Here is a 16,148-nt window from a genome sequence, read left to right as displayed (position 1 = left end):
TGGCCGCCAAGCTTAACCTAAAGATTAGCTCGCGCCGAAACAGCTTGCACATCTTAAGCTAGCGCTTAAAGAATTTTTCCCAGGAGAAGGTACTCCATGAGTGCCTTCTGCGTATGCAATCTGTTTTCAGCTTCATCCCAGACCACGCTTTGTGAACCATCAATTACTTCTGCAGAAACCTCCTCGCCACGATGGGCAGGCAGGCAATGCATAAACAATGCATCCGCTTTTGCTACGCGCATCATGTCGGCATCGACTTGCCAGTCGGCAAAGTCTTTACGGCGCTCTTCATTTTCAGCTTCAAAACCCATGCTGGTCCAGACATCGGTCGTTACCAGGTCAGCGTCACGTGCTGCTTCCATCGGGTCAGCAAACGACTCGAAATGATCAGTGCCGTAAAGATTGGCACGCTCAAACTCGACTTCGTAGCCTGGAGGCGTTGACACATGCACGTTGAAATCCAGTACTTCAGCAGCTTGCAGCCAGGTATTGCAAACATTGTTGCTGTCCCCAATCCAGGTCACAGTTTTGCCCTGGATAGAACCACGGTGCTCAATGAATGTAAAAATATCCGCCAGTATCTGGCAAGGGTGATATTCATTGGTCAAACCATTAATCACCGGCACACGTGAGTTCTGGGCAAAGCGCTCGATAATGCTTTGCTCAAAGGTTCGGATCATGACGATATCGCTCATACGTGAAATCACTTGCGCCGCATCTTCCACCGGTTCGCCACGGCCCAGTTGCGAGTCGCGCGTATTCAGGTAAATGGCTGAACCGCCTAGTTGCTGCATACCTGCTTCAAACGACAGGCGCGTACGCGTGCTGGCTTTTTCAAAAATCATGACCAGCGTCCTATCCACTAATGGCCAGTATTGTTTGTAATTTTTGAACTGGGATTTAATCCATTTGGCGCGCGCAAAAATATGCTCTATCTCATCACGCGCTAAATCGTTAAATTGCAAAAAGTGTTTGATACTCATGATATTTCAGCGCCAGTTACTTCACGCGCTTGCCTTTAAAAAATTCAAAATCAGGGGAGCGAGTCTATTAACTAACTCTTCGGCCTCTTGCTTGGTCATGACCAGTGATGGCAACAAGCGGATGACTTTTTCAGAAGTCACGTTAATCAATATCTTTGCCGCCAAGCCCTGCTTAACCAGCTCGGCACAAGGCCTATCCAGCTCAACACCTATCATCATGCCGGCATTACGTATCTGGACGATGCCTTTCTGGCCTTTTAATGCATCAGTGAGCAACTGGTTAATGTAATTACCTACAGTCTCTGCGTTTTCGCGCAGGTTTTCTTCGGCGATAATATTCAGCGTCGCCAGCCCGGCGGCAGTTGCCAGTGGGTTGCCACCAAACGTTGAACCGTGCTTGCCCGGGCTAAAAGTATCAGCCGCTGCACCACGCGCTACACAAGCGCCAATTGGCACGCCAGAACCCAGGCCTTTAGCCAGTGTCATCACGTCAGGCACAATCCCCGTATGCTGGAAAGCGAACCAGGTGCCTGTTCTGGCAATACCGGACTGTACTTCATCCAGCATCAGCAACCAGCCATTCGCATCACAGATCTCGCGTAAGCCCTGAAAATAGGTTTTCAGGCTAGCGGGAATATGCACGCCACCTTCACCCTGAATCGGCTCCACCAGGATAGCCACCACATTGTTTTTGTGTGAAGCGATGGTTTTGATGGCTTCCAGGTCATCAAACGGCACACGCAAAAAGCCACTGACCAAAGGTTCAAAACCGGCTTGCACCTTGCGGTTACCGGTAGCAGACAAAGTCGCCATGGTCCTGCCGTGGAAGCTATGGTCCATCACGATAATTTCAGGATGATCTATACCCTTGTTGTGCCCATACAAACGCGCCAGCTTGATCGCAGCTTCATTCGCTTCGCAACCTGAGTTACAGAAAAAGATCTTATCCATGCCGGAAATCTCAGCCAGCTTATCTGCCAGTGTTGACTGCTCGGCGATGTGGTAAATATTGGAGACATGGATCAATCGGGCAACTTGCGCATTGAGTGCGGCGGTAAATTTCGGGTGTGCATGACCAAGACCATTCACAGCCACGCCAGACAGCGCGTCCAGGTAGCGATCACCGGCGGTGTCTGTCAACCAGACACCTTCGCCTTTGACAAACGTCACCGGCTGCCTGCCATAGGTGTTCATTAAATGTTCGGAATGCATTTCAAACCCTTTTTCAAAAAACAAAACGGCGGCTCAAGCCGCCGTAAACGTCTTGAACCTTCTAAAATCCTAATACTGCCCTATGACTCAATCCATTCGCCATAAAAAACAACATCGGCAGGGAGAGCATCATATTTGTGCGCGATGCCAGCATAGCTACACGTCGCGCTTTATTCTTGGCTGAATCATCAGCAGGCACTATACCTAAAATCTTTTTCTGGTTAGGCCAGATAAATACCCAGACATTGATCAGCATGATGGTGCCTAACCATGCACCCACACCAATCACTTCAAAACCATTGCGCAGCATGAAAGCATCACCCATATGCGCCCCCAGCAAAGCAGCACCAGCCAGCCAGGTCACCACGGCAGACCAGCGGAACCAGAGCAATGCCCTGGGTGCCACATGTTTGCTGATGCCAGCAGCCGTGCCATCCGCTGCCGCGTCTTTCAAGGCAGCCATCTGCACCAGGTTAAAATAATACAGCAGACCTATCCAGGTAATGCCTGCCAGGAAATGTATCCATCGTGCCAGAGCCGGTACCAGTTCCATGGTTTAGCCTCCGACCGCGATAAAATTCTTAAGGAAAAACACCAGTGCCAGGGTTAATAACAACCCTGAAATGATAGTACCTGCGACAGATTCCAATGGATTTTTCATACTTTCCCCCTTGTATGTAGCCATGTTTATTGTGAATATTGCATGCCCTATTCAAAGCAAATAAGACGCAAATTCCGGTCATTTCACCCGCCCTTTAATACAGGCATTTTTTGTTGTGAAATCACAGTTTGGCGAATGCTGGAGATTACCGCAAAAGTCTTGATTTGACAAGTTGGCAAGCCTGATGCAGCCCTGCCAAACCGATTTCGCAGATGATGGCTGGACTTTTTCGATTTATAATGCGCGACGGCATTATGATTGCGCGTTTGAAACTCAAGCGCCTCCCTATGAGGAACTCACACACCATGGCAACAAACCATATCGATGTATTGCTTGTTGGCGGCGGCATTATGAGCGCTACCCTGGCTATTCTTCTGCATCGTCTGGACCCTGCACTACACATTTGCATGGTGGAACAATTGGAAGATGTGGCCCTGGAAAGTTCGGACGCCCTGAACAATGCGGGTACCGGCCATGCCGGTTACTGTGAGCTGAATTACACTCCCAAAACCAAAAATGGTGACATTGAGATTCGCCGCGCGCTTGAAATCAATGCAGCGTTTGAAGTGTCACTGCAATGCTGGTCAACCCTGGTGAAAGAAGGCGTATTGAACGCCGATGATTTTATACAGCGCGTGCCGCACCTCAGCGCAGTATGGGGCGAACAAAGCAGCGCGTTTTTGCGGCAACGTCACGCCCTGCTCAAATCGCATCCGCTATTTGCCGAAATGCAATGGAGCAACCAGGAAAAAAAACTTAATGAATGGATGCCACTGATGATGGCTGGCCGCAGGCAGGCAGATCATATGTCTGCCACCCATGTCGGGCATGGCTCTGATGTCAACTTCGGTGCTTTAACGAGGCAACTGGTCGCGTATTTAAAAACACGCTCCAATTTCACCTTGCTGACCCAATCGCGCGTCAGCAAACTGAAGCAGCAGCACCTAAAAGAACAAAGTGCGTGGCAGGTGCACATTCAGCACTTAACTTCAGGCCAAACGCAATCATACAACGCCTCGTTTGTTTTCCTGGGTGCTGGCGGCGGCGCATTGCCGCTCTTGCAGCAATCCGGCATCCCTGAAGCGCAGGGTTATGGCGGCTTTCCGGTCAGCGGACAATGGCTGATCTGCAATAATCCTGCACTGATCAACAAACACCATGCCAAGGTCTACAGCCAGGCTGCAGTTGGCGCGCCACCGATGTCTGTTCCGCATCTGGATACACGCATGATCCATGGAAAACCGGCACTGCTATTTGGCCCTTATGCTGGTTTCACTACCCGCTTCCTCAAGCAAGGCTCACGCTTAGACCTGGCCAAATCGGTCAAATTCAAGAATATCAAAAGCCTGCTGGGTGTATGCCGGCACAATGTAGACCTGACAAAATACCTGATTAAAGAAGTATTCCAGGGCCACGAAAAACGTATGAATGCACTACGCGTATTTTTGCCGGAAGCGAATAGCCATGACTGGAAGCTGGCGCATGCCGGCCAGCGGGTACAGATCATCAAACGCTGCCATCAACACTGGGGTAAGCTGGAGTTTGGTACTGAAATTGTGGCTTCTGCCGATGGCAGCCTGGCAGCATTGCTAGGCGCATCGCCAGGCGCATCAGTGAGTGTCAAAGCCATGCTGGATGTACTCGAACGCTGTTTTGGCGACCGTATGCAAACGCCAGCCTGGCAAGACACATTGAAAGCACTGATTCCCTCTTACGGAGAATCGCTGATTGAGGATGCAAACCTGCTTGGCCGTGTTCGGCGAGATACATTGAGCACATTAAAGCTTGCGCCATAGGGTATTGATTTTTCAAACAAAACTCACTTATTTGAAGTTATGAGCTGCTTACGGATGATAAGAAAAATTGAATTTCATAGCCGATATTATGGTCCAGCCTACAAATACTTAAAAATGAAAGCCCATTTGTTGATGCCTTATTTTTCATTGTCTTATTCAAATTTTCCAGCCTTCAACCTTCCTCTTGGTGCAAAGACCTCTGCGTTATTTGCCAGCCTGGTGCTAGCTGGCTGCCAGGCAACAGAAGCGCAAAATACGCCTTCACAAACACCAGATTTCGGTGAGAACGTCATTATCATGGATCCTTCCATGCCATCGAGTGATATCCAGAACAAACTGGATGCCATATTCAAACAGCAGGAAGCTAACCAGTTCGGCCCTGAGCGCTATGCGGTATTGTTCAAGCCTGGCGTTTACCATAACAAAGTCAGGTTAGGATTTTATACCCAGCTATTAGGTCTGGGGCAGTTTCCCGATGATGTCATGCTGCAAGGCGGTATCCAGGTGGAAGCCTCCTGGCATGGTGGTGATGCCACGCAAAACTTCTGGCGCAGTGTAGAAAACCTTTCAGTGACGCCCGATAACGGCACCATGCAATGGGCGGTTTCACAGGCATCCCCTTTACGCCGCATCCATGTGCGCGGCAATATGTTGCTGGATGACAATGGCGGCTGGTCGAGTGGCGGATTTATGGCAGACAGCCTGGTTGATCAGGAGATCAATTCCGGCACCCAGCAACAATGGTTTACCCGCAACTCCACCCTGGGCAGCTGGACTAACCAAAACTGGAACATGGTTTTCGTAGGCGTAAAAAATGCGCCCGAAGCCAACAACTGGCCTACACCGCCTTATACTGTGGTTGAGCGCACGCCGCGGGTGAGTGAAAAACCATTTTTAAACATTGATAGCGTGGGCCATTACAGTGTCTTTATTCCTGCATTGCGAAAGGACACTCAGGGAGTCAGCTGGCAAGACAAACGCGTAGCAGGTGAAAGCCTGCCCCTAAACAAGTTTTATATTGCCAAAGCCAATAAAGATACCGCCAAAACCATCAATGCCGCATTGGACACGGGCAAACATTTATTGCTGACACCAGGCATTTACAAACTTGATGCCCCAATCCAAATCAAAAAACCGAATACGGTTGTGCTGGGATTAGGCATCGCCACCCTGCTGCCTACTGCTGGCAATATCGCAATGACAATGGCCGATGTGGATGGCGTCAAAGTCAGCGGCATACTATTTGATGCCGGTGAAAAGAATTCTGAAATATTGCTACAGTTGGGCGACAAGAAAACGGCTGTCAGCCATGCACAAAACCCGAGCACCTTGCATGACGTATTTTTCAGGGTTGGGGGTGCCAGCGTCGGCAATGCCACGCATAGTGTGGTTGTGAACAGCAATCAGGTCATAGGTGATAATTTATGGGTTTGGCGCGGTGACCATGGCAATGGCATAGGTTGGCAAACCAACAAAACCAAACACGGCATTATCGTGAATGGTGATGACGTCACCATGTACGGCTTGTTTGTGGAGCACTTCCACAACTATCAAACCTTATGGAATGGTGAGAATGGCGAAGTCTATTTTTATCAAAGTGAAGCACCTTATGATGTGCCCAACCAGCAAAGCTGGATGAACGGCAGCACCAACGGTTATGCCTCTTATAAAGTCGCTGACGATGTCAAACACCACAAAGCCATCGGCATGGGGATTTACTGCTTCTTTGATGTGAATACCAGCGTCAAACTGCATAGCGCAATTGAAGCACCAACCGGCCCGGGCATTCACTTTGATCACATAACCAGTGTGTCGCTAGGTGGAACCGGGGAAATCACCCATGTGCTCAATGACCAGGGTGAAAAAGCTTATGACAAAAATTATGTATCCAGGATAGTCAGTCACTAAGCGCAGACTGGTCGCTTCCTCCTTTATCTAGAATCCAAACAGTGAGCGGAAAATAATTAATATTTTCCGCTCACTGCATTTTTAGCGTTTGACTTTGCGATCAAGGAAATTGTGCATTAACTTGCCAATTTCCTCGCCATCCTCTTCCAGAGCAAAGTGACCGCTATCGAGCAGGTGCAATTCAGCATGAGGTAGATCACGCAGGTAAGGCGATGCCCCGGCAGCCGGAAAGATTTTGTCGTTCTTACCCCAGACTATCAACATGGGTGGTTGATGTTTACGGAAATACGCTTGCCATGCCGGGTAAAGCGGAGGATTCGTCCCGTAGCTGTAGAACATCTCAACTTGAATATCCTTGTTTCCAGGGCGATCAAGGTAGGCCTGGTCTATTACCCAGGTATCAGGGCTCACATGCCTAGCCGGGTCACGAAAGCCCTCAGTGTATTGCCATTTGGTAGCGCCAATTTCCAGCAGCGGGCGCAGCTTGGCTGCATTAGCTTCTGTTTTATCTTTCCAGTAGGCTTTGATCGGCTCCCAGAAAGGATTATCTATCCCCTCTTGATATGCATTACCGTTTTGCACAACGATGGCACTGATTTTTTCCGGGTGTGCAGCAGCCAGTCGGTAACCGATAGGTGCGCCATAATCCTGTACATAGAGGGCATAGTTGCTTAAACCGATCTTAGTGGTTAATTTGTCTACTACTGCAGCCAGGTTGTCGAAGCTATAACTGAACTTATCCATGGCTGGCTGATCGCTTTGACCGTAGCCGGGATAATCAGGCGCGATGACGTGATAACGGTCAGCTAATTGCGGTATAAGATTGCGGAACATATGTGACGAGGTAGGAAAGCCATGCAGAAGCAGGACTGTAGGTGCATTTTTAGGCCCTGCTTCGCGATAGAATACTTTCACGCCATCGATGAATACCGTGTGATATGAAACAGCCGTTTCATTCTGGATAGCTTGCGTTGCTGTTTCTGCCGCCGTTGCCTGATACACCGGCAAAACTGATGAAGTCATTAGCGCAGCCAGTAATACTGGAATTTGCACAGCAATTTTAAATTTGGTGTAGTTCATCATTTATCCTTTGTCATTGAGGTCGATAACCGAAGAAATTCGGGATGACTCAATGTAACCGGATAAGAATTTAAGAAAAACTAGCGGGAAATCAATACACTGTTTCGCTTAACGTAATAATGAACGACAGTAAGGCCTGGCCTTTTAATCCGGGCAAGCCTGTTTGCATGAATCAGGCTGTTTGCTGACCATACAAGCGCTGGTAAACACTACCCGCCTGGTTAACCAATGTTGCATGCTGGCCTTCTTCAATAATACGGCCAGCATCAAACACCAGTACACGATCAGCTTCTTTCACGGCGGACAAACGATGCGCGATGGTAATCGTGGTACGGCCACGCAAGAACACATGCATAGCCGCATGTAGCATGGCTTCAGTGTGGGTATCCAGCATAGACGTCGCTTCATCGAGGATAACAACTTGCGGCTGCTTGAGCATCATGCGCGCAATCGCCAGCCGCTGTCGCTGTCCACCTGACAAGCGCACGCCACTACGTCCAAGTTGCGAATCCAGCCGCTCTGGCAAATCACGGACAAATTGCGCCAACTGGGCTACTTCAAGTACCTGCCATAGCTCATCATCAGAATAAGGTTGTTGCATGGAAAGGTTTTGCCGCACGCTATCATTGAATAACATGGGATGTTGCAGGACCACACCTACATGCTCACGAACCTGGGCATAGCCTAATTGCTCTATCGATTTTCCATTAAATAAAATCTGTCCATGGTTAGGCGCATACAAGCCGAGTAGCAATTGCACCAGGGTAGACTTGCCTGCACCGGAAACTCCAACCAGGGCGACCTGCTCCCCCGGAGCAATATCCAGGCTGACCTGATCAAGTATCGGGTCACCCTCGCCATAGGCAAAAGTCACCTGTTTTAGCGTAATGGCGGCGGGCTGTTGGTCAGTGAAGCCTTTTACTGCTGCCGGATAATGCGGTTCCTCATCTGCTTCCAGTACCTGGTTAATCCTGCTCAGAGCCGCTTTGGCGGCATAGTAGGAAAATTGCACATTGAGCAGCTCCTGTACCGGCCCCATCATGAACCATAAATAGCCGAACACGGCGATCATTTGGCCGACTGACAAATCCGAAAACACCACCATCAACATGGCGACGGCACGGAAAATCTCGAAGCCAAACAGGAATACGCCAAAGGACAAGCGGGATAAAGCATCTGATTTCCAGCCGGAAGCGGTAGCGGCTTCCCTGACCGCTTCCGCGGCTTGCTTGGCTTGTTCGAGGAAGCGTTTATCACTATTGCTGGCGCGAAGCTGTTGCATCACTTCCAGCGTTTCGCTGACTGATTGCGACAACACTTCAAACGCATTATTTTCGCGTTGTTTCCATAGCTTGACCTTTTTACCCAGCACCATGGTCAGCGCAATGACAAACGGGTTAAGCAGCAGAATAATTAAGGCCAGTTGCCAGTGCATCCATAGTAAAACTACGGCGACACCAATCACACTCAATACGGCAACCAGCACTTTGGCGATGGTCTCACCGAGGAATTTATCCAGTGTTTCAATATCCGTCAGCAGGCGCGCGGTGATTTGCCCTGCCCCCAGGCTTTCATATACCTGCATGCGTATGCGTGACAACTTGTCGAGCAACGTTTGCCGAACGCCTAATGTGACCTGCTTGGATAAACTGACAAAAATGCGGGTGGTAGCCACACCCAGCAATACACTGCCCAGACGCAAGCAAATGGTGAAAATCGTCACGCAAGCAATGGTGGCGATGGGTCCCATCCATGTTGGCGGGAGCCACTGGGAAAGAGTCTGGGTAAGTTTACCGGGTTGATTTAACAGGACTTCATCGACCAGCAGTGGCATCATCAACGGGATGGGCACCGCGACTGCGGCACCGCAAAATGCCAGCCACTGGCCCAACCACAAACGCCGAGACTGCCGGCGTAACTGCTCCCAAAGGCCAGTTAAAGTAATCATGAATCTGAAGCTTATTTCTGGGGATTGGCCAGAACGCGTTGACGACGGATTTCATACAAAGCAATGCCACTGGCGACACTGACATTCATACTTTGCACTGAGCCAAACATAGGGATAGTAATCAGTGAGTCGCAGGTTTCTTGGGTCAGGCGGCGCAAGCCATCGCCTTCAGCCCCCATCACCAGGGCAATCGGCCCTTCAAATCTGGTGTTATGCAGTTCACTTGGTGCATCCATAGTGGTGCCTACTACATGTACGCCAGCTTCCTTGAGTTCACGCATGGTGCGCGCAAGATTGGTGACTGAAATAAACGGCACTGTTTCAGCGGCGCCACTGGCGACTTTACGTACCGTGCCATTTAAGCCGACTGAACGGTCTTTAGGCGCAATAATCGCATGTACGCCCATGGCATCTGCAACACGCAAGCACGCCCCCAGGTTATGCGGATCCTGCACACCATCCAGGATTAAAAAGAAAGGTGGCTCATCCAGGTCTGATTCGAGGATATCGTGGATATCCTTATAAGGCATGGGCGTTTCAATCACCCTGGCGATCACACCCTGGTGGCGGCCATGTGCACCGATAAATCCGTCCAGGCGGTTACGCTCGGACTGGATCACGCGAATATTCTGTGACTTGGCCATCTCCAGCAGGTCGCGCATACGCGCATCTACCCGGTCTTGATCAATGATAATTTCCTGAATGCTGCTGCCATGCTGACGCATGCGACTCAACACCGCATGAAAACCAAACAGAATGCGGGCTTCTGACATAGTTACTCCTAATTAATTTAATTCTGATTTCAAACGCCAAACGCCGCGCAGATTAGTTCAAGCGCGGGCTGGTTTGAATATTTCGCAAGGTTGCACGCATAAGAAACAACCTTGCGAAATGTGCACAGGCGATATTATCGGGCTTTCGCCTTGGGTTTGCCTTTATTTTTTTGCACCGAGCGACGGTTTTTTTCTTTTGCCGTACGTGGTTTGCTAGCGCCCTCTTTGCCTGAGCTTGCTGATGTTGTTGCTGTTCTGACTTTGGATGACGCTTTATTACCTGTCGCTTTACCCGTTTTACCAGCGTTATAGGGGCTTGCAGGTCTGGCCCGAGCCTCTGTTACCTGCGATCTTCTTGGGCTGGATGTTCCGGCTTCTGAAACTGTCTCAGTTTCTGCGCCCGCATCGGAAGCGTCGCCTTTCCCTGCCAGGGTAAAGTCGATGCGGGCGGTTTCCAGGTCTACACGCACGACTTTCACAGTCAGCCGGTCGCCAAGGCGATAACGAACACCGGTACGCTCGCCTACCATTTCATGGCGGGCTTTGTCATGGATAAAGTAATCGTTTCCAAGGTCTGTCACATGCAGCAAGCCTTCGACATAGACTTCATCCAGCGCTACAAACAGGCCGAAACTGGTCACGCCAGCCACGGTGCCGGCAAACACTTCGCCGACTTTGTCCTGCATGTAAAAGCATTTCAGCCAGTTGGTGACATCACGTGTCGCATCATCGGCCCTGCGTTCAGTCATCGAGCAATGGGTGCCGAGTTGATGCCAGTCTTTGGCCTGGTAACGCTTGCCTTCTACAACTGCCTTGATTGCGCGGTGTACCAGTAAATCCGGATAACGACGGATAGGTGAAGTAAAGTGCGTATACGCATCGTAAGCCAGGCCGAAATGGCCGACATTGTCCGGGCTGTAGACTGCTTGCTGCATGGAACGCAGCATCACGGTTTGCAATAATTGCGCATCAAGACGCGATTTAATGCGCTGCATCAGTTTCGCGTAATCCTTGGCCTGCGGCTTTTCACCACCGCCTACGCCAAAACCGAACTCGCCCATAAACAGGCGCAGGGCTTCCAGTTTCTCCGGCGTCGGGCCTTCATGGATACGGTACAGGCAAGTCTGCTCGTTTTTGAGCAGGAAATCTGCGGCACAAACGTTGGCAGCCAGCATGCATTCTTCAATCAGCTTGTGCGCGTCGTTACGTACCACAGGCACAATCTTGTCTATCTTGCCATTGTCATTAAACACCATCATGGTCTCGGTGGATTCAAACTCGACCGCGCCGCGTTTTTCACGTTGCGTCAGCATTAACTTGAACACGCCATTCAGATTATTCAAATGCGGCAGCAGCCATTGGTATTCTGCGGTCAGCGCCGGGTCTTCCTCGTGCAGCAACGCAGATACCTTGGTATAAGTCATGCGTGCTTTGGACAGCATCACTGAAGGATAGAACTGGTATTGCTTGACCACGCCCTGCCCATCAATCTGCATATCACAGACCATACACAAACGCTCAACCTCAGGGTTGAGCGAGCACAAGCCATTCGATAAGGCTTCCGGCAACATCGGAATCACGCGGCGTGGAAAGTACACAGAGTTACCGCGGTCAAACGCCTCTTTATCCAGGGCATCGCCAGGCTGCACGTAAAAACTGACATCAGCAATCGCCACCACCAGTCGCCAGCCTTTGCCTTGCGGCTCGGCAAATACGGCATCGTCAAAGTCACGCGCCGTTTCACCATCAATGGTAATCAGCGCTAGATCACGTAAATCCTTGCGGCCTTTGTAATCCTTGGGCTGGACCGTTCTTGGAAAGTCTTCGGCCTGCTTGATGGCTGCCGGATTGAATTGATGCGGCAAATGGTGCTTGCGTAAGGCAATCTCGATTTCCATACCGCTATCGGCATAGTTACCCAGAATCTCCACCACTTTGCCCATAGGGCGCGAATGTGAGGAAGGGTATTCAGTCAGTTCAATGGTGACCACCTGCCCCACTTGTGCATCCATATCAAGATGGTAAGGAATCAGAATATCCTGGCTGATACGCTTGTCTTCTGCTGCCACAATCGTCACACCCTGTGCGCGAATGACGCGACCTACAAGCGTCTTGTTGGCTCGTTCCAGCACTTCAACCAGCTTGCCCTCCGGGCGGCCTCTTCTATCCAGCCCTGCCAGCCTCACCATAGCGCGATCACCATGCATAACCATGGTCATTTCTTTCGGGCCCAGGAAAATATCTTCAGGATGCTTGGTCTTGTCATCCGGCACTAAAAAACCAAAACCATCGGTATGGCCGAAAATAGTGCCGGCGATTAAATGTATCTTGTCCGGCAGGCAAAATGCGTTTTTACGATTGCGCATTAACTGACCATCACGCTCCATCGCGCCCAGGCGGCGGTTAAAGTTATCGCGCTCATCATGGCTGATGTCTAGCAACAGGTATATCTGGTCTGCACTGAGGGGAACACCCTGATCGGAAAGAAGCTGTAAAACCAGCTCACGGCTTGGTAACGGTGTTTGATATAACTCGGCTTCGCGTTGCGCCTGCGGGTCATTTGCCCGCAGAGGCGTTTTAGTTTTTCTTGTTGACAATATTAATTCTTCCTTTAAAATGCACAGCTTCTTTAGCCCAGGTGGCGGAATTGGTAGACGCGCTAGTTTCAGGTATTAGTGTTTAACGACGTGGAGGTTCGAGTCCTCTCTTGGGCACCATAAAGAATAAAACAATCCTTTGTTAGTAATAACTTAGGATTTTTTTGTTTTAAGCTACCCAAAAAAACTACCCGCATAAAATTTATTCTGACTGTGTTGAGACAACATAAGGTCAGTTTAACACTCTTTCCAATATCTACCGTTTTACTACAGGTAGAAATTCGACAACATCCCTCCTGTTTTGTCATTCGAAAGTTTTTTTATTTCATTCATATTTTTTGAAATATTTGCTCATCGCGAATTAGTTTTAATTCAATAGTCCTACATTAAACCGGTTTTAAAAACGCTACAATTCGCTCGAATGATTTCAGTTTTTTACAGCTAAGCATGAGCGATGCAAATTCACGCCGGATTGCGCATATCGATATGGACGCATTTTTTGCTTCCTGCGAATTATCACAATATCCGGAACTCCGCGGTTTGCCGGTAGTAGTAGGCGGACGCGCTTCTGATACGCCTAAATTGAATGATGATGGCACGCATATTTTCTCGCGACTGCGGGATTATGTCGGCCGTGGCGTATTAACCACTGCCACTTATGAAGCGCGCGCACTGGGCTTGCATTCTGCCATGCCTACCATGCGTGCTGCCAAACTGGCGCCAAATGCGATTATCCTGCCTGTCAATTTTAATTTATATCGTCGCTATTCACGGCTATTTAAAGAGGCTATACAGTCGATCAGCCCGGTCATTCAGGACATTGGCATTGATGAAGTCTATGTGGATATCACCATGCTGGATGAGGATTCCCTGACTATCGCAAAAAGGCTAAAGGCGGCCGTATTGGAGGCCACCAGCCTCACTTGTTCCGTTGGCATTGCGCCCAATAAGTTATTAGCCAAACTTTGTTCCGATATCCAAAAACCGGATGGCATCACCATTATCAGCATGGAAGACCTGCCTTCCCGTATATGGCCCATGCCGGCACGCAAAATCAATGGCATAGGCCCTAAAGCCAGCGCCAAGCTTGAGTCACTGGGAATCCACACGATTGGCGAGATTGCCACACTGCATGAAGCCTGGCTGATCTCACATTTTGGACAAAGTTACGGCAAATGGCTTTATCGCGTCTCTCGCGGGCTGGATGACCGGCCGGTCGTAACCGAGAGCGAGCCGGTTTCCATGAGCCGCGAAACAACCTTTGAACAAAACCTGCATGCAGTGCGCGACAAGCAAACCTTGAGCGCAAGCTTTACCCTTTTGTGTGAGCGCGTCGCGGATGACCTGAAGCGCAAAGGTTATGTCTGCCGCAAAATAGGTCTCAAGCTGCGTTTTGATGACTTTAAAACAGTCACCCGTGACCTGACGCTACCCAAACCGATCGCAGACGCACAATCGATACGCCGGGCTGCGGGCAAATGTTTAAAGCGCATAGATCTTAACCGCACGATACGCCTGCTGGGCGTGAAAGCCAGCGGCCTTGAACGGCCTGAGACCCAGGCAAGTAAAGCCTCAGAGCAATATACGTTTAATTTTGATTGATGGGATATTTGCTTTATCTGAGCTTGTCTTTACCCACGCAACCACTATCTAACATTTGACTTAAGCACGCCCCATTCATACAAGCTTTTCCGGAGAACCCCTATGAAGTACTGGCTTTATCTAGCAATCGCAATCATTTCCGAAATTACGGCCACATCAAGCCTGAAAGCCAGCGAAGGCTTTACCAGACTATTACCTTCAATGGCGGTGGTCATTGGCTATGGGCTATCGTTTTACTTCCTGTCACTGACGCTCAAAGTCATTCCAATCGGCATCACTTACGCAATATGGGCAGGTCTGGGCATTGTGCTGCTGGCCATTGTTGGCTGGGTATTTTATGGGCAAAAACTTGATACTGCAGCCATCGTCGGCATTGGTTTTATCCTGGCTGGTGTACTTATTATGAATTTATTCTCTAAAACAGTCTCTCATGGATAGATAATCAATTTATCACTCAATAAATCAGAATAATTTAAAAGGAGAAATGAATGAGGGCTTTATTCACATCGTTGGTATTGATGGCGGGCTTTATTCCGGCTGCTAGCCATGCAGCAGCAGAGACATTGAAACTGGATGAGTCAGTGGAAATTAATGCAAACGCAGATACAGTCTGGGCAAATGTCAGCAACTTTGGCGACTTGGGCTTGTGGCACCCAGCCATCAAGACCACGCATATTTTAAGTGGTACGCCTAACCTTCCTGGCGCCATCCGCTTGCTGACATTACAAGACAATAGCCAGGTAAAAGAAGAGTTGCTGACCTTCAGCCCGGCGCAAAAAACTTTTAGCTATAAAATCCTGGATGGCGTGTTGCCAGTCAGTAATTACCGCTCAACCATTAGTGTGAAAGCCATCTCTGCAACAAAATCCAAAGTGTCCTGGAGTGGTGACTTTAAACGCAAAGACCTTTCGGATAAGCCAGTCGCTAACCAGACCGATGATGATGCGATTAAAACCATGACTGTGGTTTATAGATCTGGCCTTGATAATTTGAAGAAAATATCTGAAGGCAGGTAATGATGGTTGGTATTTACTTTTTATAAAACAAAACCGGCAAATTAGTTTTTGCCGGTTTTTTAAATCTCTAGTTTGCTTAAAGACCTAACTCACTCAAGCCAGGATGGTCATCCGGACGTCGACCCAGAGGCCAGCGGAATAACCGTTCACTCTCTTTAATCGGTAAATCATTGATAGATGAAAAACGATTGATCATCAGTCCGTCCGGCCCGAACTCCCAGTTTTCATTACCGTAAGAACGAAACCAGTTTCCCGAGTCATCTTTCGACTCATAGGCGTAGCGAACCGCAATGCGGTTTTCAGTAAAAGCCCATAACTCCTTGATCAGGCGGTACTCCAGCTCTTTGTTCCATTTACGCTCAAGAAACGCCTGTGCCTGGTCGCGGCCCTTCACAAATTCTGCCCGGTTTCTCCATTGCGTATCCAAAGAATATGCCATGGCAACTTTGGCTGCGTCCCTTGAATTCCAGCCATCTTCAGCCAGCCGCACCTTTTCAATGGCTGTTTCGCGTGTGAACGGCGGAACAGGTGGGCGAATAGATGGGGTTGAGCTCATTTCAATCTCCTGAGTG

Annotated in this window: 13 protein-coding genes and 1 tRNA gene; 6 read left to right on the top strand and 8 right to left on the bottom strand. The window is 49.4% G+C overall.

All coding sequences use genetic code 11. The features are described from left to right. Positions 1–65: 65 nt before the first annotated feature. The 3 genes from argF to ASG24_RS11945 form a co-directional block, all read right to left on the bottom strand. Positions 66–983 (bottom strand): ornithine carbamoyltransferase, encoded by a 918-nt coding sequence (gene argF, locus ASG24_RS11955; protein ID WP_055831226.1) that lies wholly within the window; start codon positions 981–983, stop codon positions 66–68. A 21-nt stretch (positions 984–1,004) separates the two neighbouring features. Beyond that, a complete protein-coding gene (locus ASG24_RS11950; RefSeq protein ID WP_055872056.1) occupies positions 1,005–2,195 on the bottom strand; it encodes an aspartate aminotransferase family protein in 1,191 nt (396 codons plus the stop codon). Positions 2,196–2,256: 61 nt separating this feature from the next. Next, the gene (locus ASG24_RS11945) at positions 2,257–2,748 is read right to left on the bottom strand and encodes a urate hydroxylase PuuD (RefSeq protein WP_055871721.1); all 492 of its coding nucleotides are present in this window, start codon (positions 2,746–2,748) and stop codon (positions 2,257–2,259) included. Positions 2,749–3,095: 347 nt separating this feature from the next. Between ASG24_RS11945 and mqo the strand changes: the two genes are divergently transcribed. Together mqo and ASG24_RS11935 are read left to right on the top strand one after the other, a co-directional pair. Further along, positions 3,096–4,652, top strand: coding sequence for a malate dehydrogenase (quinone) (mqo, locus tag ASG24_RS11940; protein ID WP_055871718.1), 1,557 nt, complete (start codon positions 3,096–3,098; stop codon positions 4,650–4,652). 114 nt (positions 4,653–4,766) lie between these two features. Next, a complete protein-coding gene (locus ASG24_RS11935; RefSeq protein ID WP_235562413.1) occupies positions 4,767–6,560 on the top strand; it encodes an adenylyl cyclase in 1,794 nt (597 codons plus the stop codon). Between the two features lie 81 nt (positions 6,561–6,641). Here ASG24_RS11935 and ASG24_RS11930 read toward each other — a convergent pair whose 3' ends face one another. From ASG24_RS11930 to rnr, 4 genes are all read right to left on the bottom strand, one after another. Then, the gene (locus ASG24_RS11930) at positions 6,642–7,643 is read right to left on the bottom strand and encodes an alpha/beta fold hydrolase (protein ID WP_055871714.1); all 1,002 of its coding nucleotides are present in this window, start codon (positions 7,641–7,643) and stop codon (positions 6,642–6,644) included. 169 nt (positions 7,644–7,812) lie between these two features. Further along, positions 7,813–9,588 carry an ABC transporter ATP-binding protein gene (locus ASG24_RS11925; protein ID WP_055871712.1) on the bottom strand — a complete coding sequence of 592 codons (1,776 nt, stop codon included), beginning with the start codon at positions 9,586–9,588 and terminating at the stop codon, positions 7,813–7,815. An 11-nt stretch (positions 9,589–9,599) separates the two neighbouring features. Further along, a complete protein-coding gene (gene rlmB / locus ASG24_RS11920; RefSeq protein ID WP_055871709.1) occupies positions 9,600–10,361 on the bottom strand; it encodes a 23S rRNA (guanosine(2251)-2'-O)-methyltransferase RlmB in 762 nt (253 codons plus the stop codon). 134 nt (positions 10,362–10,495) lie between these two features. Continuing rightward, positions 10,496–12,958, bottom strand: coding sequence for a ribonuclease R (gene rnr / locus ASG24_RS11915; protein WP_055871705.1), 2,463 nt, complete (start codon positions 12,956–12,958; stop codon positions 10,496–10,498). Positions 12,959–12,993: 35 nt separating this feature from the next. Here rnr and ASG24_RS11910 point away from each other — a divergent pair. From ASG24_RS11910 to ASG24_RS11895, 4 genes are all read left to right on the top strand, one after another. Further along, positions 12,994–13,078 (top strand) — tRNA-Leu (locus tag ASG24_RS11910). Positions 13,079–13,405: 327 nt separating this feature from the next. Continuing rightward, positions 13,406–14,560, top strand: a complete 1,155-nt coding sequence (gene dinB, locus ASG24_RS11905) for a DNA polymerase IV (protein ID WP_055871702.1) — start codon at positions 13,406–13,408, stop codon at positions 14,558–14,560. 102 nt (positions 14,561–14,662) lie between these two features. Further along, on the top strand, positions 14,663–14,998 hold the full coding sequence (locus tag ASG24_RS11900; protein WP_055831206.1) for a multidrug efflux SMR transporter: 336 nt from the start codon (positions 14,663–14,665) through the stop codon (positions 14,996–14,998). A gap of 50 nt (positions 14,999–15,048) precedes the next feature. After that, positions 15,049–15,576 carry an SRPBCC family protein gene (locus tag ASG24_RS11895; protein WP_055831205.1) on the top strand — a complete coding sequence of 176 codons (528 nt, stop codon included), beginning with the start codon at positions 15,049–15,051 and terminating at the stop codon, positions 15,574–15,576. A 76-nt stretch (positions 15,577–15,652) separates the two neighbouring features. On the opposite strand, the gene ASG24_RS11890 is transcribed toward ASG24_RS11895, so the two are convergent. Continuing rightward, on the bottom strand, positions 15,653–16,132 hold the full coding sequence (locus ASG24_RS11890) for a nuclear transport factor 2 family protein (RefSeq protein ID WP_055831204.1): 480 nt from the start codon (positions 16,130–16,132) through the stop codon (positions 15,653–15,655). Positions 16,133–16,148: the final 16 nt, after the last annotated feature.

This window comes from Methylophilus sp. Leaf414, from assembly GCF_001425425.1.
Taxonomy (GTDB): domain Bacteria; phylum Pseudomonadota; class Gammaproteobacteria; order Burkholderiales; family Methylophilaceae; genus Methylophilus.
Note: the sequence above shows the minus strand (reverse complement) of the source record. Positions and strands in the feature narration are given on the sequence as shown.